Here is a 22706-nt window from a genome sequence, read left to right as displayed (position 1 = left end):
CAGGCTCAACCGCGACAGTCCACAGTGGTCGACAGGTTACCGCCCGGACGGCACGATGGCTTCGACGACCCTGGTGGCCCGCCACTCGTGCTGCTGGTAGTGCTCGGGGTACGCGGAGACCTGCACCGCCTGGGCGGCGTCGGTGAGCCGCATCTGCTGCCAGCCGGGCACCTGCTCCAGCGCGGTGAGGAACTGCCGGGTGGCGAACTCGGGGTCCATCAGCCCGCTGACCGGGCCCCAGCCGCTGCTGGAGCGCTGCTGGAACAGCCCGACCGAGTCGTGGTCCCAGCCGACACCCTGGTGCGGGTAGTCCTGCGACTCGGGCAGCACGCCGCTGGCCACGTTGTAGAGGTTGCTCTCCTGCATGGCGGTGGCCACCGCGATCACCAGGCCACGGCGGGCGACACCCATCTTGCGGCCGGTACGGACGATCGCCTCGGCGTTCTCCATCTGGTCCTCGTCCAGCCCGGCGACAGGCGCCGGGTCGGTCGGGAGCGCCGGCGCGGTCTTGCGGGCCTTCGGGGTGGTGTCCGGGTCGGCGGAGGTCGCGGCGGCGGAGGGGGTGCCGGAGGGGGTAGCGGAGGGGGTGCTCGAGGAGGCGACGCGCTCGAGGTCACGGGAGGCGCGCTGCTGGTCGGCGCGCTGGAGCAGCTCCGAGCTGTTGGCGAGCGAATCGACCCGGGGCGCCCCGTCGGCGGTCTCGTGGCGGACCTGCGCGACAGCGGCCAGGCCGAGGCAGCAGACCACGCCGGTGGCGAGAGCCACCTGGGCCCGGCGTCGACCGGTCAGGTCCCGGGCGTAACCCCGAAGCCGACTCGCGGCGGTTGTCCGTTCGGATGAGGTGCCATCCTCCGTACCGGTAGTGGGGCTGCTCGGGGCGTACGGGTCGTCGAGGGTTCCGTCGTCACGCATCAGCCGAGGCTAGGCAGGGGGAAACCCCGATCACGCACGGTGATCATGTGGCGCTCGCCACAGAATGGGGGTGCCCTGGTGGACGAGCGGGACGGCTCGACCCGCCCGGGGAACGAACCTCGCGTACCGGGTGAAGCTGGCGCGGCACGCAGGCCGGCACGGTCGGCGACAGGAGCGGACATCCGGCCCCGCCAAACGACATGATCGACAAACTCGGCCTTTGGGCCGAACCGCCCTCAGCCGATCGGCCCACGAGGGCCGACCTGGCGGGGTAATCAGGTGATTAGTCCAGTCCTGCCCATCAGACGGGCGACGAATTGCCCGCCGCAGGAATGCACCAGGATGGCGGGTACGTTGCCCGAACCGGGTGCCGTCCGTTGCGTCGGTATCCCGTAGGCACATTCCAGGGAGGTCCGCACCGGTGCTCGACCCACACGAGCTCTACGAGCTCACCGACGATCTGCCCGACCTCGGGCAACCGGTCCTGATCCAGGCCCTCACCGGGTTCGTGGACGCCGGCAACGCCAGCCGGCTGGCCCGCGAGCAGTTGCTCACCTCGTTGGAGAGCCGGCCGATCGCCACCTTCGACGTGGACCAACTCTTCGACTACCGCTCGCGGCGGCCGGTGATGACCTTCGTCGAGGACCACTGGGAGAGCATCGACGCGCCCAAGCTGGAGCTGCACCTGCTGCACGACGACGACGAGACTCCGTTCCTGCTGCTCACCGGCCCCGAGCCGGACCTGCAGTGGGAGCGCTTCGTGGCCGCCGTCGCCGGGCTCGCCGCCCGGCTGGACGTCCGCCTCACCGTGGGGCTCAACTCGATCCCGATGGCGGTGCCGCACACCCGGCCGACCGGGGTCACCGCGCACGCCACCCGGCCCGAGCTGATCGGCGGGTACGAGCCCTGGCTGCAACGGGTCCAGGTGCCCGGCAGCGTCGGTCACCTGCTCGAGTTCCGTCTCGGCGAGCAGGGCCGCGACGCGCTCGGCTTCTCCGCTCACGTGCCGCACTATGTGGCGCAGACCGAGTACCCGGCCGCCGCCGAGGTGCTGCTCACCTCGGTGTCGCGCAGCACCGGGCTGCTGCTGCCCGGCGACGGGCTGCGCTCGGCCGCCGAGGTGGTCCGGGTGGAGATCGACCGGCAGGTCGCCCAGACCGAGGACGCAGCCGCCCTGGTCCAGGCCCTGGAGGAGCAGTACGACGCGTTCTCCCGGGGACGCGGCGAGAAGAGCCTGCTCGCCCCGGACGCCGGCCCGCTGCCCACCGCCGACGAACTCGGCGCGGAGTTGGAACGGTTCCTGGCCGAACAGACCCGTCCCGGCGACACCCCGGGCAGCTGACCGGGCGTCACGGGGGCGGATGCGGCAGGCTGGGGACATGCGCCTGGCGACCTGGAACGTGAACTCGGTGAAGGCCCGGCTGCCCCGGCTGCTGGAGTGGCTGGCCGGCACCGGGCCGGACGTGGTCTGCCTGCAGGAGACCAAATGCCCGGACGGCGCCTTCCCGGTGGCCGAGGTGGGCGAGCTTGGTTACACCGTGGCCAGCCACAGCGACGGCCGGTGGAACGGCGTGGCCATCCTGTCCCGGGTCGGCCTGGCCGACGTCCGGGTCGGGTTCGCCGGTGAGCCCGGCTTTCCCGAGCCCGAGGCCCGGGCCATCTCCGCCACCTGCGACGGGGTGCGGGTCTGGTCGGTGTACGTGCCCAACGGCCGGACGCCGGACGACCCGCACTACGCGTACAAGCTGGCCTGGTTCGCGGCGCTGCGGGACGCGCTGGACGCCGAGCTGGCCGGTGGGCTGCCGCTGGCTGTCTGCGGCGACTTCAACGTCGCCCCGACCGACGCCGACGTCTGGGACCCAGCGGTCTTCACCCACTCCACGCACGTCACCCCGGCCGAGCGGGCGGCCCTCGCGGCCCTGCGCGACCTGGGGCTCAGCGACGTGGTGCCGACCCCGATGAAGGGCCCCCACCCCTTCACCTACTGGGACTACCGGGCCGGAATGTTCCACCAGAACAAGGGCATGAGAATCGACCTGGTGTACGCCTCCGCGCCGTTCACCCGCGCGGTCCGCTCGGCGTACGTGGACCGGGAGGCCCGCAAGGGCAAGGGCCCCTCCGATCACGCCCCGATCGTGGTCGACGCCGATCTGGTACCCGTGGTCGAGGCGTTCTGAGCCCACCCCGGACGGCGGCTAGGGTGGGCAGATGGCAGTCGTGAAGATCAACGCAATCGACGTCCCGGAAGGCGCGGGCGCGGAGCTGGAGAAGCGGTTCGCCGCCCGAGCCGGAACGGTGGAGAACTCCCCCGGCTTCCTCGGCTTCGAGCTGCTCCGGCCGGTGGCCGGCGAGACCCGCTACTTCGTCTACACCCGCTGGGAGACCGAAGAGGCGTACCAGGCCTGGGCCGCCGGCCCGTCCCGCGCCGCCCACGCCGCCGCCCCCGGCGAAAAGCCCCGCCCCCCGGTCGCCTCCGGCGCGACGCTGCTGGAGTTCGAGGTGGCCCTCCACGTCCCGCAGCCGTAGCTATCCCAGCCCTCTCGGGTCCGGGTCGGGGATATCGGGGTGTCCAGGCCGGCGCGATACCCCAACATCGCCGATCTCGTGTCGATCACCTCGGCGAACGGCGTGAGGTCAGGGGTTGCGGGAGCTCTGCAGGGTGGCGAAGGCGATCACGTTGTCGGCGTAGCCGGTGCGGCCGCCGATGAACTGGCCTCCGCAGGTGATCAGCCGTAACACCGGCGGGCCGTCGTGGCCGTAGATCCGCTCGGCGGGCAGTTGGTCCTTCGGGAAGTGCTCGACGGTGTCGACCTTGAACACCACCACCGATTTGTCCGCCCGGGACACCTCGATCAGGTCGCCGGGCTTGAGCATGCCCAGGTCGTAGAAGACCGACGGGCCGCTCTTGGTGTCCACATGCCCGACGATCACCGCCGGGCCGGGCTCGCCGGGCGTGGGCCCGCGGTCGTACCAGCCGGTCTCGTTGTGCCGCTCCAGCGGCGGTACGGCGATCGAGCCGTCCCGGGCCTGCCCGACCGGCGCCACCGGCGCGGCGACCTTGATCGCCGGTACCGAGAGGCGCACCGGGCGGCTGGCCGACAACCCGACCGACTCGCTGCGGGGCGGCCGGTCACCGCCGGCCGGGGCCCAGTCGAGCGGGCCGACCGAGCGGCCGAGCCCCGCCCCGGTGGCGAAGACGCCGGCCAGCACCAGCACCACGGCCACCGGCAGGGACCAGGGGCTGCGGCCGGGTGCCCGGCTGCGCCGGGGCGCGACGGCGGTCGGCGGTCGGGCGGCCACCGGCGGGCGCTCGGTCACCGACGGGCGATCAGCGGGCGGGCGTGCGTCACCGGGCGGCTGCGAGGGGCGGAAGATCTCCATGGCGGGCTCAGTGGCGGGCGGCGCCGCGGACGGTACGCGGCCGACGCAGGGCCACCACGGCGAGGATCAGCCCGGCGATGGTCAGCGCCGCGCCTCCGGGCACCAGCAGCTTGCCGGTCATCCCGCCCTCGTCGGCGCCGAAGCCGGTGGCCGGCCCTCGACTGGGCTGGATCTTCTTGACCACCTGCAGCATCGTCGAGGCGGTCTCGCCGTCGCGGCACTCCAGCTTGACCCGGTAGTTGCCCGGGCGGGTGCGCTCGCGGACCATCGGGGCGGCGGTGAGCACCCCACGCTGCGGCTGCACGCCGACCGCGCCGAAGGCGTCGGAGACCACGGTGGCGCCGACCGAGTTGTCCCGGCAACTGGCCCGGATGCCGACCAGGTAGCCGGGCTGCACCGTGCTGGGGCTCACCTCGACGAAGACGTCCACCACTGGCCCCGGCTGCGGCGCACCACCCGGCGGGCCGGGCTGGGGCGTGCCGGGGGCGGGCGCGGCGAACGCGAGGGCGACAGGGCCGGCCGCGGCGGACCGGGGCACCGCGTGCGTGAGGGCGGCAGGCGCAAGGGAAGCGGACACGGCGGGCGCAAGAGGTGCGGCGTGCGCGGGAGCGGCGGCCAGCAGGGGGCCGGCGAGCACGGTCACCACCGACAGGGTCACGCCGCCGCGGGTCACTGTCACGATGCCCCCTCTCGACGCCGTGCGGCCGAGCCGAGCAGCGGACCGCCCGGTCTGCCGTACCAGATGGATCCTCTCATTCCCGGTCGCACATCACATCCGATCCGCCGACAGCGTCGCGTACGCTCGGGTCGCTGTGACCACCACCGACCATGACCCCGCCGCCCCGCCCGCGAGCCGGCCGATCCGCACCTTCCACCCCCGACGGGGCCGGATGAGCGGGCGGCAGACCGACGCGCTGGACCGTCTCTGGCCCGCCTACGGCCTGGACGTCCCGGACGGACCCGTCGATCTGGCCGACCTGTTCGGCCGCCGGGCGCCGGTGGTGTTGGAGATCGGCTCGGGCATGGGGGACAGCACCGCCGCGATGGCCGCCGCTGACCCGGATCGAGATTATCTGGCGGTCGAGGTGCACACGCCGGGAATTGCGAACCTGCTCGACCTGGTGGAGCGCGGCGGCCTGAGCAACGTGCGGGTGGCCCAGGGCGACGCGTTGGACCTGGTCAGCGGCCTGCCCGAGGGTGTCCTGGACGCCGTGCACATCTTCTTCCCGGACCCGTGGCCGAAGTCCCGCCACCACAAGCGGCGGATCATCCAGCCGTCGCACGTGGCGCTGCTGCGCTCCCGGCTGACGCCGGGCGGCACGCTGCACTGCGCCACCGACTGGGCCGAGTACGCCGAGGCGATGCGGCACACCCTGGACGCGGACCCGGGGCTGGTGGACGCGTACGGCGGGTTCGCGCCACGTCCGGCGCACCGCCCGGTGACCAAGTTCGAACGGCGGGCGCTCACGGCCGGCCGGCCGGTGGCCGACCTGATCTACCGCCGACGGTGACCATCCGGGCGTCCACCGCGCCCGGACGGCGATCCAAAGGACTGCGGGTTGGCGCCCGGGGGCATGATCCAGGCACCATGGACACGCTATGACGCTCACCGCCGCGCTGCCGACAAGCGCCGACCCCGACACCCTCTTCGACGCGTTCGCCAGCTGGGCGAAGGAGCGCGGCCTCGACCTCTACCCCCATCAGGAGGAGGCGGTCATCGAGATCGTCTCCGGCGCCAACCTGATCATGAACACGCCCACCGGCTCGGGCAAGAGCCTGGTGGCGGTCGCCGCGCACTTCGCGGCGCTCGCAGACAGCCGGACGACCTTCTACACCGCCCCGATCAAGGCGCTGGTGTCGGAGAAGTTCTTCGCCCTCTGCGAGGTCTTCGGCGCCGAGAACGTCGGCATGCTGACCGGCGACGCCAGCGTCAACGCCGACGCCCCGATCATCTGCTGCACCGCGGAGATCCTGGCCAACCTGGCGCTGCGCGAGGGTGACCAGGCCGACGTCGGCCAGGTGATCATGGACGAGTTCCACTTCTACGCCGAGCCCGACCGGGGCTGGGCCTGGCAGGTGCCGATCATCGAGCTGCCGCAGGCCCAGTTCATCCTGATGTCAGCCACCCTGGGGGACACCACCCGGTTCGTCGACGACCTGACCCGGCGCACCGGCCGGCCGACCGCCGTCGTCCGCTCGGCCGAGCGGCCGGTCCCGCTGATCTTCTCGTACGCGATGACGCCGCTGCACGAGACGCTTGAAGAGCTGCTGGAGACCAAGCAGGCCCCGGTGTACGTGGTGCACTTCACCCAGGCCGCCGCGCTGGAGCGCGCCCAGGCGCTGATGAGCGTCAACGTCTGCACCCGTGCCGAGAAGGACATGATCGCGGAGGCGATCGGCGGCTTCCGGTTCACCGCCGGCTTCGGTAAGACGCTGTCCCGGCTGGTCCGGCACGGCATCGGCGTCCACCATGCCGGCATGCTGCCCAAGTACCGCCGGCTCGTCGAGACCCTCGCGCAGGCCGGCCTACTCAAGGTCATCTGCGGCACCGACACCCTCGGCGTGGGCATCAACGTGCCGATCCGCACCGTGCTGTTCACCGGCCTGTCCAAGTACGACGGGGTCCGCACCCGGCTGCTCAAGAACCGGGAGTTCCACCAGATCGCCGGGCGGGCCGGCCGGGCCGGCTACGACACCATCGGCCGGGTCGTGGTGCAGGCCCCCGAGCACGTCATCGACAACGAGAAGGCCCTCGCCAAGGCCGGCGACGACCCGAAGAAGCGGCGCAAGGTGGTCCGCAAGAAGCCGCCGGAGGGCTCGATCGGGTGGGGTCAGCCCACCTTCGACCGGCTGGTCGACGCCGAGCCCGAGCCGCTGACCTCCAGCTTCCAGGTCAGCCACTCGATGCTGCTCAACGTGATCGGCCGGCCCGGGGACGCGTTCCTCGCGATGCGGCACCTGCTCACCGACAACCACGAGGACGCCGCCGCCCGGCGCCGGCACATCCGCCGGGCGATCGCCATCTACCGCGCGCTGCGCGCCGGCGGCGTGGTCGAGGAACTGCGCGAGCCGGACGAGACCGGCCGGCGGATCCGGCTCACCGTCGACCTCCAGCTCGACTTCGCGCTCAACCAGCCGCTCTCCCCGCTGGCACTGGCCACCATCGAGCTGCTCGACGCCGAGTCCCCGTCGTACGCCCTGGACGTCCTCTCGGTGATCGAGTCGATCCTCGACGACCCCCGACAGATCCTCTCCGCCCAGCAGTTCAAGGCCCGCGGCGAGGCGGTCGCCGCGATGAAGGCCGAGGGCATCGAGTACGAGGCCCGCCTGGAGCTGCTCGACGAGGTGACCCACCCGAAGCCGCTCGCGGAGCTGCTGGAGGCCGCATACGAGATGTACCGGCAGGGGCACCCCTGGGTCGCCGACCACCAGCTCTCCCCCAAGGCCGTGGTCCGCGACATGTACGAGCGGGCCATGACCTTCACCGAGTACGTGCAGTTCTACGGGCTGACCCGCTCGGAAGGGCTGGTGCTGCGCTACCTGGCCGACGCGTACAAGACGCTGCGGCAGACCGTGCCCGAGGACGCCAAGACCGAGGAACTGATCGACCTCATCGAGTGGCTGGGCGAGCTGGTCCGCCAGGTCGACTCCAGCCTGATCGACGAGTGGGAGCGACTGCGCAACCCGTCCGACGTGGCCGAGGTGGCCCAGGCGCACGCCTCGCTGACCGACCGGCCACCGGCGGTGACCCGCAACGCGCGGGCGTTCCGGGTGCTGGTGCGCAACGCGCTGTTCCGCCGGGTCGAGCTGGCCGCGCTGCGCCGCTGGGACCTGCTCGCCGAGCTGGACGCCGGCGACGGCTGGGACTACGACGCGTGGGCCGACGCGTTGCGGCCGTACTTCGAGGCGTACGACTCGATCGGCGTTGGGCCGGACGCGCGCGGCCCGGCGCTGCTCATGATCGAGCAGGGCCGGGAGCGGTGGACCGTCCGACAGATCTTCGACGACCCCGACGGCGACCACGACTGGGGCATCAGCGCCGAGATCGACCTGGCCGCCTCGGACGAGATCGGCGCCGCGGCCATCCGGGTCACCGACGTCGGCCAGCTCTGACGCGTCTTTTCATGGGGGGTCGCCCGGCTCGGGCGGCCCCCTTTCGCATCCTCCGACCTGGATTCTGTTCCTCGATGTCACCGATCCGGTGTCCCAACCAGTCATCACAGGTGGGAGTCCACCGGACCACGGGAGTGAACCTTGGACCAGAACCTGCGCGTGCTCTTCGACCGCGCCATGGCCGACGAGCCCGAGCCCCCGCCGGGAGCCCTGGCCGACCACGCCATGGCGACCGGCACCAGCCTGCGGCGCCGCCGACATCGGCTGATGGCGGCAGGTGTGGCGGGCGTGGCCACCATCGTGGCGTTGGGGGTGGTGAACGTGGCGACACCGCCGGACCGTTCGGTGCCGCCGACGGCGGTGCCAGCGGGGCTCGCGATGCTGTTGAACCCGGTGTGCGAGTGGCCGGCCCGGGACACCGCGACCGATGTTTCGATCTTCCTCACCGACGACGTCACCGATCAGCAGCGCAGCGCGGTGAACCGCGTGCTGGACGCAGATCCGGCAGTCCGGAGCGTGGACCACGAAACCCGCGAAGAGGCCCTCGCCAACTACCGGAAGATGTTCGAGGACGCGCCGGAGCTCGTCGCCGCCGTCAAGGCCACCCAGCTACCGGAGTCGTTCCGGATCAAGCTGACCGGTCGATCACCGTACGCGAGCCTGACCGCCCGCGTCGGTGCCATGCCCGGGGTCGACGAGATCGTCGGCAGCGAATGCCCTGCCGGCACGAACGCCTCGGCGGCCAACGGATGACGGATCCCCGGACCACCCCCCTCGCGGGATCACCCCAGGAGCCCCGACACGGTCTGCTGGCCCGACTGGGCACGGCCCGGCGGCGCGAGCAGACCGCCCGGCAGGCGGAGTTCACCGCGTTCGTCGAGGCCACCGCGCCGAGGCTGCGACGTACCGCCTATCTGATGTGCCGCGACTGGCACCTCGCACAGGACCTGACCCAGATCACCTTCGCGAAGATGTATGCGAGGTGGGGCAGGATCCGGGGCACCACGAATCTCGAGGCGTACAGCCGTCGCGTCCTGATGAACGCCGTCTTCGACCAGAAGAGGCGGCGTAGCGACTCCGAACTCGTGCTCGCCGAGCTACCCGAGGCTCCGCACCCATCAGCCGACGACACCGTGGAGCTGCACGTCGCCCTGTTGCGGGCCCTGGCCACCCTGCCCATCCGCGACCAGGCCATCGTGGTGCTCCGCCACTGGGAGGATCAGAGCGTCGAAGCCGTGGCCAGCACCCTCGACGTGTCCGTGTCGGTGGTCAAGACACAGAATGCCCGTGCCCTGAGTCGGCTGCGGGCGGTGCTGGGCGAGGGCTTCGTACGGATCTGACCGGGGGCTCGCCCGGGCACCCGGCGGCCCCCTTTGTCGCGTCTTCCGGACCCCCGTTTTCGCTGGGCGATGTCAGACCCGTCGATTAGAATGTATGTACTAATCGAGTTCCTGACCTGGGAGGACGCCCGTGACCGCGCCCGCCTCCACGCCCCTCACCCCCTACGCCACCCTGCTCGGCTTCACCCGCTACGTCGACCGCACCGGCCCCACCAAGGCGACCTTCGTTGGCGGCCTGCGCAAGCAGCGAGCCAGCCGCTCCGGCTTCAACCCGCACGGCCAGTTCGTCAAGGCACTCAAGGCCGACATCGCCTTCCACACCGGCGGCACCCACCTCACCGGCGTGGTCGACGTGGTCAAGCCGCGCTGGCGCCCGCTCTACCAGGCGCTGGTGCCCGGCGCGACCGCCTGGCTGCACTCCCTCGGCGATCCGGCCGCCGTCGACCTGGCCCAGACCCGCGACGCCCTGGCCATGCTGGGCGACCTACCCGTCAAGATCAACCCCCATTTCGGGGTACGCCACGCCGACGGCCGGGCCGAGGCCGTCCGCCTGCACTTCGACGAGACCCCGCCGAGTGAGGAGTCGGTGCTCGCCACCCTGCACCTGATGGCCCGACACATGGACGCGGTGCTGCCGCACGCCGAGCCGGTCCTGGTCGACGTCCGGCGCGGCCAGGCCCACCGCATGCCCACCGACGCCAAGCCCGACCAGATCGAACGCTGGCTGGCCGGCGAAGCCGCCGCCTTCCGCGCCATCTGGTCCACCGCCGCCTAACCCGCCCACCTAACCCACCCATCCCCCGCCCCGCCTAACCCGCCCGCCGCCCGCCGCCCGCCGCCCGCCGCCCGCCGCCCGCCGCCCGCCAAGATCGTGCTCGATCCAGGATGTAGTGGTCTCCTCTCCCCGGGAGGCCACTACATCCATGTTCGGGCGCGATCATGGCGGCGGCGTGTGCCCGGCGCCGAGGCGTGGGCGGGTTATCCACAGGGACTGCGTGGCCCGATGGTGATCGGTCAGCCTGGATGTCATGCCGAAAGCTCCCCGCCGGCCGCCACAACTGCGCGGTCGGATCTTCCGTGGCTCCGTCGCCGTCTCGCGCGGCCTGCTGACCCGCAACGACCTGCGCAGCGCCGCGTGGCGGCCACTCTTCCGGGACGTCTACGCCGATTCGCGGCTGAGGGTCACCCACCGTGCCAGGTGTGCCGCCGTCGGACGCTGGCTGATCCCGCCGGGTGCGGCCATCGCCGGGCGGGCCGCAGCGGCCCTGTACGGCTGCCCAACACCGTCCCGGGCCGCGCCCGTTGACGTGCTGGTGCCCAAGGACAGCCGGATCGGGCCGACCGCCGGCCTCCAGGTCCACCATGGGGAGATCGACCTCGGCGACGTGGTGGAACGGGCGGGGGTCAGGGTGACCGGCCCGGCGCGGACCTGCTGGGACCTCGCCCGCTGGCTCGACCTGGTGGAAGCGGTGGTCGTCATCGACGCCCTGCTGGCTCGGCGGCTCACCGACGTGTCGACGTTGCGCGAATATGCGCTGGCCCGGGCCGGTCAGCGGGGCTGGCGGTCCCTGCTGCTCGCGGTTGACCTGGCCGACGCGGGCGCCGAGTCGCCCCAGGAGTCCCGCACCCGGGTGCGGCTGGTGCTCGCCGGGCTGCCCAGGCCGCAGACACGTGGGTCGTCGCCGACCAGGGCCGGTTCGTGGCCCGGCTTGACCTGGCCTGGCCGGCGTTCAAGGTCGCGGTGGAGTACGACGGGCTCTGGCACGACGATCCCGAGCAGTTCCACCGGGACCGTCGACGGCTCAACCGGCTGCTCGGTGGCGAGTGGATCGTGCTGCACGTGACCGGCAAGCGCCTCCGGGAGGACTTCGACGGCTTCCTCGCCGAGGTCCGGGCCGCCCTGCGGGCGCGCTCCCGCTCCCCCTGGACCCCATGATCGTGCTTGAACATGGATGTAGTGGCCTCCCAGGAGAGGGAGACCACTACATCCTGGATCGAGCACGATCATGGGGGTCCAGGCGCCGACAGCCCGCACGCGCGGAGCGGGTGCGGGCTGTCGGCGGGACGCGGCGCGGTGCGCGCGGCGCGGTTAGGCGGCGGGGAGGTACTTGGTCAGGTCGTCGAGGATCTTGTTGGCGGCGCCTACGCCGATGCCGGTCATCCAGACCTCGTCGGCGACCGGGTACGCCTTGCCGGCCTTGACGGCGCCGAGGCCCTTCCAGAGGGTGCCGGCGGTCGTCTTGGCCTGCTCGGCGGCGGCCTTGTCGCCGTACGCGGTCACGAAGATGACGTCACCGTCGACCTCGTTGATCCGCTCGGGGCTGACCAGGTCGAAGCGCTTGTCCTCCTTGTTGGCGAGCAACTGCCGCTCGGGGCGGCCCAGGCCGGTGTCGCCGATGACGATGCCGGAGAACGACTCCGGGCCGTACACCCGGATGTTGCCGGGGAGGAACCGCACGATCGACACCTTGCGGGTGGCGGCGTCGCCGAGCGTCGCGCCGAAGTCCTTGGCCCGCTTCTCGTACGTGGCGAGCAGATCCTTGGCCTGCTGCTCGTGGCCGAGCGCCTTGCCATCGAGGAGGAAGTTCTCCTTCCAGGTGATACCGACCTTGTCGGTGAACACGGTCGGCGCGATGGCGGCCAGCTCGTCGTAGAACTTCTCCTGGCGGAACTTGCTGCCGAGGATGAGGTCCGGCTTCAGCGCGTTGATCGCCTCCAGGTCGGGCTCGGTGAGCACCCCGACCTCCTTGATGCTGGCGAGCTTGTCCGCGCTGAAGTAGGTCGGCCAGCCCTTGGCCTCACCGGCGGTGGCGGCGCCGACCGGCGTGATGCCCAGTGTGAGCGCCGTGTCGATCTTGTCTGTGTCGAGCACGACGACGCGCTTGGGCTCCGCCGGGACCTTGGTGGTGCCCATGACGTGGGTGATCTCCCGGGTCTCCCCGGCGGTGGAGCCGGCGACCGGGTCGCTCTCACCGCAGGCGGTGAGTCCGACGCCGAGGGCGGCGGCCGCGGTGAGGGCGGCGACGAGACGACGCATCAGAGTCCTTTCGAGGGGTACGAGCCGGCGAGCGGGATGCTCGCGTCGTCGGTGGATGTGGCGGAGGGGGTGACCGGGCGGGCGGTGGTGCCGCCGGTCTGGGCGGGCACCACCAGCGGTGCTCCGGTCACCGGGCAGGGCACGACCACGCAGGCCAGCCCGAAGACGTCGCGGACCAGGTCCGCGGTGAGGATCTCCCGGGGCGGTCCGGCGGCCACCACCGTGCCGGCGCGCATCGCGACCAGGTGGTCGGCGTAGCGGGCGGCCTGGTTCAGGTCGTGCAGCACGGCCACCACGGTGCGGCCCCGCTCGACGCGCAGCCGGTGCAGCAGGTCCAGCACCTCCACCTGGTGGGCCAGGTCGAGGAAGGTGGTCGGCTCGTCCAGCAGCAGGGCGTCGGTGTCCTGGGCCAGCGTCATGGCGATCCACACCCGCTGTCGCTGGCCGCCGGAGAGGCTGTCCACCGGCCGGTCGGCCAGGCTGGCCACGTCGGCCAGGGCCATCGCCTGGTCGACCGCCGCGCCGTCCTCCGCCGACCACTGCTGCCACCACCGCTGGTAGGGCTGCCGACCGCGCCCGACCAGGTCGGCCACGGTGACGCCCTCGGGCACCAGCGGGCTCTGCGGCAGTACGCCGAGACGGCGGGCCACCTCCCGGGTCGGCAGGTCGCGGATGGCGCTGCCGTCGAGCAGCACCGTGCCGCGGCGGGGGGTGAGCAGTCGGGCCATGGTCCGCAGCAGGGTGGACTTGCCGCACGCGTTCGGACCGACGATCACGGTGAACGCGTCCGTCGGCAGGTCGAGGTCGAGCCCGTCGAGCACGGTCCGCTCGTCGTAGCCGACGACCAGGTCGCGGGTGGAGAGCATCACGACTCCTTCAAGGGGCCGGGGCGGGTGACGGTCACGAGGACCGCCGCCGTCCACGCAGCAGCAGGAAGATCAGGTACGGCCCGCCGATCGCGGCGGTCAGCACGCCGGCCGGGAGTTGGGTGGGCGCGATCAGTCGCCGGCCGGCCAGGTCGGCAAGCACCAGCAGCAGCGCGCCGAGCAGCGCGGCGCAGACCAGCGGCGGTCGTTCGGCCCGGACCAGCCGCCGGGCCACCTGGGGGGCGACCAGGGCCACGAAGTCGACGGCGCCGACCTGGGCGGTGACCATCGCGGCGACGAGCACGCCGGTGCCGGCGAGCCCGATCCGGCGCGCGACCGGGCGCAGCCCGGCCCCGCGTGCGGTGTCGTCGTCCAGCGCGGTGCTGTTCAGTGCCCAACCGGCCCAGGCGAGCACCGGCAGCAGCACCAGCAGCGTGCCGCCGATCCAGGCGGCCTCGGTCCAGCCCTTGCCGGCCAGGGTGCCGATCAGCCAGATCTGCGCGCGCAGCCCGTCGATCGGGTCGGCGGTGAGCATGACCACCTCGGTCAGCGCCCGGAAGGCGAAGGCGACCGCCACCCCGGCGAGCACGAACCGCTGCGCGGCCAGCCCGTGCCGGGCACCGAGGGCGAACAGCAGCACCGCGGCGAGCAGCCCGCCCACCAGCGCGGTGGGGGCCACCAGCACGGCGGCCGCCCCGCTGGTCAACGCCACGGTCGCGGCGAGCCCGGCACCCTGGGTGATGCCGATGACGTCCGGGCTGGCCAGCGGGTTGCGCGCCACGCTCTGGATCAGCGTGCCGGCCACGCCGAAGGCCGCGCCGGCCACCGCGGCCAGCATGATCCGGGGCAACCGCAGATCAAAGACGACCAGGTCGTACGGGGTGCCGGCGCCGGAGAGCGCGCGCAGCACGTCGGCCGGGGCGACGTACGGGGTGCCCAGGGAGAGGCTGAGCACCACGGCCACCAGGAGCAGCACGGTCAGCGTGGCGGCCACCAGCACCGCACGGCGGCGGATCTGCAGGCTGACCGGGCCGATCCGCAGCAGCGACCGCCCGGGCAGTCGCGCGCCGGGCGACGTGTCGGAGCCGATGGTCGAGAGGTCGGACGGGCGGTCGATGGTGGTCATGCGGTCACCACCCGGGCGCGGCGGACCAGCACGGCCAGCAGCGGCGCGCCGATCAGGGCGGTGATGATCCCGGCCGGTATCTCGCCGGGCGGGGCGACGAGCCGGCCGACGACGTCGGCGCCGAGCAGCAGCGCCGGCCCGAGCAGGGCGGAGACGGCAAGGGTCCAGCGGTGGTCCGCGCCGACCAGGGCGCGCGCCAGGTGCGGCACGGCCAGCCCGACGAAGGCGATCGGCCCGGCTGCGGCCACCGCGGCTCCGGTCAGCAGCACGGCGGCGAGGCCACCGCCGAGGCGGACCAGGCCGACCCGGTTGCCGAGACCGCGGGCCACGTCGTCGCCGAGGGCCAGCGCGTCGAGGCCTCGGGCCACCAGGACGGCCAGCACCAGCCCGGCGAGGACGAACGGCAACACCTGCGCGGTGACCCCCAGGTCCCGGCCGGCCAGACCACCGACCACCCAGAACCGGTACTCCTCGAACGTGCGGGTGTCGATGCTGAGCAGCGCGTACACCCCGGAGGCGAGGCTGGCGTCGAGGGCAGCGCCGACCAGCGCGAGGGTGACTGGGCTGGCGCCCTCGCGGGCCCGGGCGGCGATGGCGAAGACCAGCACTCCGGCGAGCAGCGCCCCGGCGATGCCGAACCAGACGTACCCGGCGAGGGTGCCGACGCCGAAGACGGAGATGGCCAGCACCACGCCGAACGACGCACCGGCGCTGATGCCGAGGATGCGCGGTTCGGCGAGGGGGTTGCGGGTGAGCGCCTGGAACAGCACACCGGCCACGGCGAGGGCGAGCCCGACGGCGAGGCCGAGCGCGGTGCGTGGCATCCGCATCTCACGGACGATGGTGCTGGCGTCGCCGCCGTCCGGCGCGACGAGGGCGTTCCAGACCTGGTCCACGCCGAGTTGCCGGCTGCCCAGAGCGAAGCTGGCCAGCACGGTGAGCAGCAGTACCAGCGCGGCGCCGACGGTGACGGCCACCCGGCGGCCGGTGCGGGTGCCGGTCCGTTTGCCGGCCGGGGCCGGCCGGATGGCGAGGGTGGTCACGAGTCTCCTGCATGTTCGCGCTTAGGTTCGCCTTACCTTAGCCGACGTGCTGAGGGCCGCCTAACTCGTAGTCATCGATCCGGGAGCCGCTGACCAGGACGGACGCCCACGCCGAGGGGCCACCCGCGCCTAGGGTGGGGGCATGCGATTCGACCAGCACACGGTCGTACTCCTGGTGCGGCCGGCGGACGCCCCGGAGCTGCCGCTGGACGCGGTCGACCGGTTGCAGAACGCCCACCTGGCCCATCAGGCGGGGCTGGTGGAGCAGGGTCTCGTACTCGCGGCCGGTCCGCTCCTGGACACCGACGACGAGCGGCTGCGCGGCTTCGTCGTGCTCTCGGTGGACCCGGACGCGGCCCGCGAGCTGTACCACAACGATCCGGCGGTGCGGGCCGGGCGCCTGGCCGTGCAGGTGATGAGCTGGATGGTGCCGGAGGGCAACGTACGGTTCGAGAGCGTGCCGATGCCCCGGTCGATGCTGGAGGCGGCAGCCGGCGACTGATCCGACGCCGGCGGGCTCAGCCGGCCGCGCCGGTGCGCGCCACGGGCACGACGCCCCCGGTCGCCCCCGGATCGACCTGGTGGTCGGCCCAGACGTACGTCTCCGGCAGCAGCTCGTCGATCTCGACGACCCGCAGGGCGTCCGCCGGACCGACGATCACCCGCAGGGCCGGGAAGTAGTCGCGCAGCACCTGCCGGCACCGTCCGCACGGCGGAATGACCCCGCGCCCCCGGTCCCCCACCGCGACGATGGTCTCCAGCTCGGTCACGCCCTGGGTGGCGGCGGCGCCGACCGCGACGATCTCCGCGCACGGGCCTCCGGTGAAGTGGTAGACGTTCACCCCGGTGAAGACCCGCCCGTCGGCGGTCCGGACGGCCGCCGCCACGCTGTGGTTCTCGCTGCGGCAGCGCAGCTTCGCGACCGCCGTGGCGGCCTGCACCAGCGCCCGGTCGGTGTCCCGCAGCTCCATACCGGCCCCCCAGCGCTCGACGTCGGCCGCCAACTCTAGACCGCCGTCCGGCGGTCGAGAGACGCCGTCCGGCCGTCGAAGGACCGGCCGCGCGATAACCCGGCGGCGGTACGTCGTCGGGCTGCCTATCCTTGGGCACGACATGCAGAATCCAGCCGCCTCCGCCGCGACCGACCCGGTTCGCGAGCTGCACCGCCGCCTCTCCCCTCTGATGTTCCGCGACCAGCGCCGGCTCCAGCGGCGCCTGGACGGTGCCCGCAAGCTGCGCGACCCGCAGCGCCGGGAGGCCGCGCTGGCCGAGATCACCACCGACCTGGCCCGTGCCGAGCAGCGGATCGCCGCCCGGCGGGCAGCCGTACCTGTGATCACGTACCCGGCGGGGTTGCCGGTCAGCGAGCGCAAGGACGACATCGCCGCCGCCATCCGTGATCACCAGGTGGTGATCGTGGCCGGCGAGACCGGCTCCGGCAAGACCACCCAGATCCCCAAGATCTGCCTGGAGCTGGGGCGTGGGGTGCACGGGCTGATCGGGCACACCCAGCCCCGGCGGCTGGCAGCCCGTACGGTGGCCGACCGGATCGCCGACGAGCTGGGCACCGAACTGGGCGACGTGGTCGGCTACAAGGTGCGCTTCACCGACCAGGTCAGCGAGCGCAGCCTGGTCAAGCTGATGACCGACGGCATCCTGCTGGCCGAGCTGCAGACCGACCGGATGCTGCGCCAGTACGACACGTTGATCATCGACGAGGCGCACGAGCGCAGCCTCAACATCGACTTCATCCTCGGGTACCTGCGGGAGCTGCTGCCCCGGCGACCCGACCTCAAGGTGATCATCACCTCGGCGACCATCGAGACCGACCGCTTCGCCCGGCACTTCGCCGGGCCGCCGACCGCCGACGAGCCGCAGGGCGTACCGGCGCCGGTGGTGGAGGTCTCGGGGCGAACCTATCCGGTGGAGGTGCGCTACCGGCCGCTGGTCGAGGTCGCCGAGGGCGAGGAGGACGGCGACGGCGACGAGGAGACCGTCCGCGACCAGATCCAGGCGATCGGCGACGCCGTCGAGGAGTTGGCCGCCGAAGGGCCCGGCGACATCCTGGTCTTCCTCAGCGGGGAACGGGAGATCCGGGACACCGCCGACGTGCTGGGCAAGCTGGTGCAGACGAAACGTTCGCTGCTCGGCACCGAGATCCTCCCGCTGTACGCCCGGCTCTCCAGCGCCGAGCAGCACCGGGTCTTCGCCGCGCACACCTCGCGCCGGGTGGTGCTCGCCACCAACGTCGCGGAGACCTCGCTGACCGTGCCCGGCATCAAGTACGTGGTGGACCCGGGCACCGCCCGGATCTCCCGCTACTCCAGTCGCCTCAAGGTGCAGCGGCTGCCGATCGAGCCGATCTCCCAGGCGTCGGCCAACCAGCGCAAGGGGCGCTGCGGCCGCACCTCGGACGGCATCTGCATCCGGCTCTACGACGAGCAGGACTTCCTCTCCCGGCCGGAGTTCACCGACCCGGAGATCCTGCGCACCAACCTGGCGTCGGTCATTCTCCAGATGACCGCGATCGGGCTCGGCGACCTCGCCGCGTTCCCCTTCATCGACCCGCCGGACCGACGCAACATCACCGACGGCGTCAACCTGCTGCACGAGTTGGGCGCGCTGGACCCAGCCGAGACAGACCCGGCGAAGCGGCTCACCGCGCTGGGCCGGCGGCTGGCCCAACTGCCGGTCGACCCGCGGCTGGCCCGGATGGTGGTCGAGGGCGAGCGCAACGGCTGCGCCACCGAGGTGTTGGTGATCACCGCCGCGCTGTCCATCCAGGACCCCCGGGAGCGGCCGGCGGAGAAGCAGGCCCAGGCCGACCAGGCGCACGCCCGGTTCGCCGACAAGGAGTCGGACTTCGTCGCCTTCCTCAACCTCTGGCGCTACCTGCGGGAGCAGCAGCGGGAACTCTCCTCCAGCGCGTTCCGCCGGATGTGCAAGGCGGAGTACCTGAACTACCTGCGGGTCCGCGAGTGGCAGGACATCGTCGCCCAACTGCGCCAGGTTCTGCGTACCCCCGAGGACGGCGACCGGCGCGGCGGGCGACCGGCGCGCGACACGGCGGACAGCGCGGACGCCGGCCGGGGTGCGAGCCGCCGCGGCGGCGCCGACCTGCCGGAGGAGATCGACACCCCGAAGGTCCACCAGTCGCTGCTGCCCGGCCTGCTGTCGCACATCGGCCTGAAGGACGCCCAGAAGCACGAGTACCTGGGTGCCCGAGGCGCCAAGTTCGCGCTCTTTCCCGGCTCGGCGTTGTTCAAGAAGCCGCCGCGCTGGGTGATGGCCGCCGAGTTGGTGGAGACCTCCCGGCTCTGGGGCCGGATCGCCGGCCGGGTCGAGCCGGAGTGGGTCGAACCGCTCGCGCAGCACCTGGTCAAGCGCAGCTACAGCGAGCCGCACTGGGAGAAGAAGCAGGCCGCGGTGATGGCCTACGAGAAGGTCACCCTGTACGGCATTCCGCTGGTCACCTCTCGCAAGGTCAATTTCGGGCGGATCGACCCGGCGCTGAGCCGGGAGCTGTTCATCCGGCACGCCCTCGTCGAGGGCGACTGGCAGACCCACCACCAGTTCTGGGGTGACAACCAGCGGCTGCTGTCCGAGATCGAGGAGTTGGAGAGCCGGGCTCGGCGCCGGGACATCCTGGTCGACGACGAGACCATCTTCGGCTTCTACGACCAGCGGATCCCGGCCGACGTGGTCTCCGGCCGGCACTTCGACACCTGGTGGAAGAAGACCCGCCGGGACCAGCCGGACCTGCTCACCTTCACCCGCGACCTGCTGGTCAATGACGGCCGGCTGGGTGTCGACGAGGGCGACTACCCGGACGAGTGGCAGACCCAGGGGGTGACTCTGCCGCTGACGTACCGGTTCGAGCCGGGTACGCCGACCGACGGCGTCACCGTGGACATCCCGCTGCCGCTGCTCAACCAGGTGCCGGCGGAGAGCTTCGACTGGCAGGTGCCGGGGCTGCGCGAGGAGACGGTGATCGCGCTGATCCGCTCGCTGCCCAAGCCGGTGCGCCGCAACTTCGTTCCGGTGCCGGACTACGCCCGGGCCGCCCTGGCGGCGATCACCCCGGGCGAGGAGCCGCTGCTGGACGCGCTCACCCGGCAGCTGCGCCGGATGACCGGGGTGACCGTGCCCCGCGACGCCTGGGAACCGGCCAAGCTCCCGGCCCACCTGCGGGTCACCTTCCGGGTGCTCGACGCCGACGACAAGCCGGTCGCCGAGGGCAAGGACCTGACGGCCCTGCAACGCCAGCTCCGCCAGGAGGTACGCCAGGTGGTGGCGGCCGCCGCGCCGGAGGTGGCCCGCACCGGGCTGCGCGAGTGGAGCATCGGCACGCTGCCGCGCACCATCGAGCAGGTCCGGGCCGGCTACGCGGTGACCGCGTACCCGGCGCTGGTCGACGAGGGCGCCACGGTCGGGGTGAAGGTCTTCGACTCCCCGGCCGAGGCGGAGGCGGCGCACTGGGCCGGCACCCGCCGGCTGCTGCGGCTCACCGTGCCGTCCCCGGCGCGGTTCCTGCAGGGCCGGCTGAACAACGAGGCGAAGCTGGCGCTGAGCCGCAATCCGCACGGCGGCGTGCAGGAGCTGATCGAGGACGCGGCGGGCGCGGCCATCGACCGGCTGATCGGTGCCGCCGGTGGGCCCGCGTGGGACCCCGAGGGGTTCGCGGCGCTGCGCGAGAAGGTCCGCGCCGACCTGGTCGACACCGTGGTCGAGGTGATGGACCGGGTACGCAAGGTGCTCGCCGCCGCGTACGCCGTCGAGCAGCGGCTCGGCGCCACCCGGAACCTCGCCGTGGTGGCCGCGCTGGCCGACATCCGCAACCAGCTCGCCGGGCTGGTGCACGCCGGTTTCATCACCGAGACCGGGTACGCCCGGCTGCCCGACCTGCTGCGGTACCTCACCGCCATCGAGCGCCGGCTGGAACGGCTGGGTGGCAACCCGCAGCGGGACCGCCAGCAGCAGGACCGGGTCGCGGCGGTGCAGAAGGAGTACGCCGACCTGCTCGCCGCGCTGCCACCGGCGCGTCGGCAGGAGACGGCCGTCCGGCAGATCCGCTGGATGATCGAGGAGTTGCGGGTGAACGTCTTCGCCCAGGCGCTGGGCACCCCGTACCCCGTCTCGGAGCAGCGGATCTACCGGGCGATGGACGACGCCGAGGGCCGCTGACGGCGGTCAGAGCGGATCCACCCCGGGCGGGAGCTCGTCACGATCGATCGCCGACTGTATGTAGTCGAGCAGGATCCGGCGAAGCTCCCGGCCGGCGTGGGTCGGCACGACGTCCCGCCGACGGGCCACCGCGATGGTCCGCCGCACCCCGGGTGCCGCCAGCGGCGTGATTCGCACCCCCGGCCGGCGGGCCAGCACGATGCCGGGCACCAGCGCGATACCGAGCCCGGCCTCGACGAAGCTGAGCACCGCGTCCATCTCGCCGCCGTCCACCGCGAAGGTCGGCTCGAAGCCCGCCTCCCGGCACGCCTGGATGGTGGCATCGCGCAGGTCGTAGCCCTCGCGGAACATCACCATCGGCTGGCCGCGCAGGTCGGTGATGCGTAGTTCCCCGGCTGCCGAGGCGGTCGGCACCTCCTCCACCGACGCCACCACCAGGCTCTCGCGCAGGATCGGGTCGACGCGCAGCCCGGGGTCGGCGCCCTGGGCCGGCATGATGATCAAAGCCAGGTCGAGGTCGCCGCGGAGCAGGTCGCGCACCAGGTCCTGGGACCCACCCTCCTCGACCTTGAGGTCGACGGTGGGGTGCGCGTCGCGGAACCGGCGCAGCACCGGTGGGGCGAGCGAGGTGGCCAGGCTCGGGGTGGCGCCGAGCCGGACCCGACCGCGGCGCAGCCCGACCAACTCCTGCACCTCGCGGGTCGCGGTGTCCACGTCGGCGAGGATCCGGGTGGCCAACGGCAGCAGCACCTCACCGGCCGCGGTGAGGGTGATGTTGCCCCGTACCCGCTCGAAGAGGGGCGCCCCGAGGTCGGTCTCCAGAGCGTGAATTTGCTTACTGAGAGATGGCTGAGTGATGCCGACGATGTCGGCGGCTTGGGTGAAATGTCGAACTTCCGCCACCGCAACGAAGTACCGGAGCTGATGGAGCTGCATCTACATAGCTTACGGCTATCAAGACTGCGAGTTTGATGCATTGGACGACTGATCCGAGTGCTCCTAGCGTCGGTTGCGTGGTAATGACGAAAACTCGGTCGCCCATCCGCTCGAACGTCGGCCTCAAGGCCGTCATGGCGGTGACGGGCATCCTGCTGGCGCTGTTCCTGATCGCGCACATGCTCGGAAACCTGAAGGTGTTCACGGGCGAGACCTCGTTCGACCACTACGCGCACTGGCTGCGCGACATCGGCAAGCCGCTGCTGCCGGGCGTGTGGTTCCTGTGGATCCTGCGCATCGGGCTGGTGGTGGCCGTCGTCGCGCACATCGTGGCCGCGACCGTGCTGGCCCGGCGGGCCCGCGCGGCCCGCCCGGTCAAGTACGCCCACCGCAAGAAGGTCAACGGCAGCTACGCGGCCCGCACGATGCGCTGGGGCGGGGTGATCATCCTGCTGTTCGTGATCTACCACCTCCTGGACCTGACCACCGGCACGCTGAACCCGGTCGGCGACCCCAGCAAGCCGTACGGCAACGTCGTCGCCGACTTCGCGCCGGAGCGCTGGTACGTCACGCTCTTCTACACCCTCGCCATCGTCACGGTGGGCTTCCACGTGCGGCACGGTGCCTTCAGCGCGTTCCGCAGCCTCGGCCAGCAGACGCCGCGGGGTGAGCGCCGGGCGCGCACCGCCGCGCTCATCTTCGCCGTCCTGCTCTGCGCCGGGTACCTGGTGGTCCCGTTCGCCGTACTCACCGGATTGGTGTCCTGAC

21 protein-coding genes are annotated in these 22706 nt (G+C 72.3%); 12 read left to right on the top strand and 9 right to left on the bottom strand.

The genetic code is table 11. The features are described 5' to 3' along the window. Window positions 1-36: 36 nt before the first annotated feature. Window positions 37-912, bottom strand: coding sequence for a peptidase M23 (locus tag OG470_RS17955; protein ID WP_328425768.1), 876 nt, complete (start codon window positions 910-912; stop codon window positions 37-39). Window positions 913-1333: 421 nt separating this feature from the next. On the opposite strand from OG470_RS17955, the gene OG470_RS17950 reads away from it, so the two are divergent. From OG470_RS17950 to OG470_RS17940, 3 genes are read left to right on the top strand one after another with little or no spacing between them, the layout of a single operon-like run. Next, window positions 1334-2254 carry a proteasome assembly chaperone family protein gene (locus OG470_RS17950; RefSeq protein ID WP_328425766.1) on the top strand — a complete coding sequence of 307 codons (921 nt, stop codon included), beginning with the start codon at window positions 1334-1336 and terminating at the stop codon, window positions 2252-2254. Between the two features lie 37 nt (window positions 2255-2291). Further along, a complete protein-coding gene (locus OG470_RS17945) occupies window positions 2292-3089 on the top strand; it encodes an exodeoxyribonuclease III (RefSeq protein ID WP_328425764.1) in 798 nt (265 codons plus the stop codon). A gap of 31 nt (window positions 3090-3120) precedes the next feature. Next, window positions 3121-3438, top strand: a complete 318-nt coding sequence (locus OG470_RS17940) for an antibiotic biosynthesis monooxygenase family protein (protein WP_328425762.1) — start codon at window positions 3121-3123, stop codon at window positions 3436-3438. A 108-nt stretch (window positions 3439-3546) separates the two neighbouring features. Here OG470_RS17940 and OG470_RS17935 read toward each other — a convergent pair whose 3' ends face one another. Together OG470_RS17935 and OG470_RS17930 are read right to left on the bottom strand one after the other, a co-directional pair. Further along, entirely contained in the window at window positions 3547-4293 is a 747-nt protein-coding gene (locus OG470_RS17935; protein WP_386991970.1) for a class F sortase, read from the bottom strand. Between the two features lie 7 nt (window positions 4294-4300). After that, the gene (locus OG470_RS17930) at window positions 4301-4975 is read right to left on the bottom strand and encodes a hypothetical protein (RefSeq protein ID WP_328426435.1); all 675 of its coding nucleotides are present in this window, start codon (window positions 4973-4975) and stop codon (window positions 4301-4303) included. A 130-nt stretch (window positions 4976-5105) separates the two neighbouring features. On the opposite strand from OG470_RS17930, the gene trmB reads away from it, so the two are divergent. The 6 genes from trmB to OG470_RS17900 all read left to right on the top strand — a co-directional run bounded on the left by trmB (window position 5106) and on the right by OG470_RS17900 (window position 11590). Next, window positions 5106-5804 (top strand): tRNA (guanosine(46)-N7)-methyltransferase TrmB, encoded by a 699-nt coding sequence (gene trmB, locus OG470_RS17925; RefSeq protein WP_328425760.1) that lies wholly within the window; start codon window positions 5106-5108, stop codon window positions 5802-5804. Between the two features lie 88 nt (window positions 5805-5892). Next, the gene (locus OG470_RS17920; protein WP_328425758.1) at window positions 5893-8406 is read left to right on the top strand and encodes a DEAD/DEAH box helicase; all 2514 of its coding nucleotides are present in this window, start codon (window positions 5893-5895) and stop codon (window positions 8404-8406) included. Window positions 8407-8547: 141 nt separating this feature from the next. Beyond that, a complete protein-coding gene (locus OG470_RS17915) occupies window positions 8548-9159 on the top strand; it encodes a permease-like cell division protein FtsX (protein ID WP_328425756.1) in 612 nt (203 codons plus the stop codon). Beyond that, window positions 9156-9746, top strand: a complete 591-nt coding sequence (locus OG470_RS17910) for a SigE family RNA polymerase sigma factor (RefSeq protein WP_328425754.1) — start codon at window positions 9156-9158, stop codon at window positions 9744-9746. Before OG470_RS17915 ends, OG470_RS17910 begins: the two co-directional genes overlap by 4 nt. 130 nt (window positions 9747-9876) lie before the next feature. After that, window positions 9877-10521, top strand: a complete 645-nt coding sequence (locus tag OG470_RS17905; RefSeq protein ID WP_328425752.1) for a hypothetical protein — start codon at window positions 9877-9879, stop codon at window positions 10519-10521. Between the two features lie 253 nt (window positions 10522-10774). Further along, entirely contained in the window at window positions 10775-11590 is an 816-nt protein-coding gene (locus tag OG470_RS17900) for a hypothetical protein (RefSeq protein ID WP_328425751.1), read from the top strand. Between the two features lie 245 nt (window positions 11591-11835). Here the strand turns inward: OG470_RS17900 and OG470_RS17895 are convergent, their stop codons facing one another. The 4 genes from OG470_RS17895 to OG470_RS17880 are packed head-to-tail and all read right to left on the bottom strand — an operon-like array spanning window position 11836 to window position 15818. Beyond that, window positions 11836-12783: an ABC transporter substrate-binding protein gene (locus tag OG470_RS17895; protein ID WP_328425750.1), complete on the bottom strand. Its 948-nt coding sequence runs from the start codon at window positions 12781-12783 to the stop codon at window positions 11836-11838. Then, the gene (locus OG470_RS17890; RefSeq protein WP_328425749.1) at window positions 12783-13649 is read right to left on the bottom strand and encodes an ABC transporter ATP-binding protein; all 867 of its coding nucleotides are present in this window, start codon (window positions 13647-13649) and stop codon (window positions 12783-12785) included. Before OG470_RS17890 ends, OG470_RS17895 begins: the two co-directional genes overlap by 1 nt. A 34-nt stretch (window positions 13650-13683) precedes the next feature. After that, window positions 13684-14775 carry a FecCD family ABC transporter permease gene (locus tag OG470_RS17885; protein WP_328425747.1) on the bottom strand — a complete coding sequence of 364 codons (1092 nt, stop codon included), beginning with the start codon at window positions 14773-14775 and terminating at the stop codon, window positions 13684-13686. After that, complete coding sequence (locus tag OG470_RS17880; RefSeq protein ID WP_328425745.1) at window positions 14772-15818, bottom strand: FecCD family ABC transporter permease; 1047 nt, start codon at window positions 15816-15818, stop codon at window positions 14772-14774. Before OG470_RS17880 ends, OG470_RS17885 begins: the two co-directional genes overlap by 4 nt. Before the next feature lie 142 nt (window positions 15819-15960). On the opposite strand from OG470_RS17880, the gene OG470_RS17875 reads away from it, so the two are divergent. Beyond that, window positions 15961-16320, top strand: coding sequence for a YciI family protein (locus OG470_RS17875; protein WP_328425743.1), 360 nt, complete (start codon window positions 15961-15963; stop codon window positions 16318-16320). A 16-nt stretch (window positions 16321-16336) separates the two neighbouring features. On the opposite strand, the gene OG470_RS17870 is transcribed toward OG470_RS17875, so the two are convergent. Further along, entirely contained in the window at window positions 16337-16789 is a 453-nt protein-coding gene (locus tag OG470_RS17870) for a cytidine deaminase family protein (RefSeq protein WP_328425741.1), read from the bottom strand. Between the two features lie 142 nt (window positions 16790-16931). Between OG470_RS17870 and hrpA the strand changes: the two genes are divergently transcribed. Beyond that, window positions 16932-21002 carry an ATP-dependent RNA helicase HrpA gene (hrpA, locus tag OG470_RS17865; protein ID WP_328425739.1) on the top strand — a complete coding sequence of 1357 codons (4071 nt, stop codon included), beginning with the start codon at window positions 16932-16934 and terminating at the stop codon, window positions 21000-21002. Between the two features lie 6 nt (window positions 21003-21008). Here the strand turns inward: hrpA and OG470_RS17860 are convergent, their stop codons facing one another. Next, window positions 21009-21938 carry a LysR family transcriptional regulator gene (locus OG470_RS17860; protein ID WP_328425737.1) on the bottom strand — a complete coding sequence of 310 codons (930 nt, stop codon included), beginning with the start codon at window positions 21936-21938 and terminating at the stop codon, window positions 21009-21011. An 83-nt stretch (window positions 21939-22021) separates the two neighbouring features. Between OG470_RS17860 and OG470_RS17855 the strand changes: the two genes are divergently transcribed. Next, the gene (locus OG470_RS17855) at window positions 22022-22705 is read left to right on the top strand and encodes a succinate dehydrogenase cytochrome b subunit (RefSeq protein WP_328425735.1); all 684 of its coding nucleotides are present in this window, start codon (window positions 22022-22024) and stop codon (window positions 22703-22705) included. Window position 22706 lies beyond the last annotated feature (1 nt).

This window comes from Micromonospora sp. NBC_00389 (assembly GCF_036059255.1).
Classification (GTDB): Bacteria; Actinomycetota; Actinomycetes; order Mycobacteriales; family Micromonosporaceae; genus Micromonospora.
Note: the sequence above shows the minus strand (reverse complement) of the source record. Positions and strands in the feature narration are given on the sequence as shown.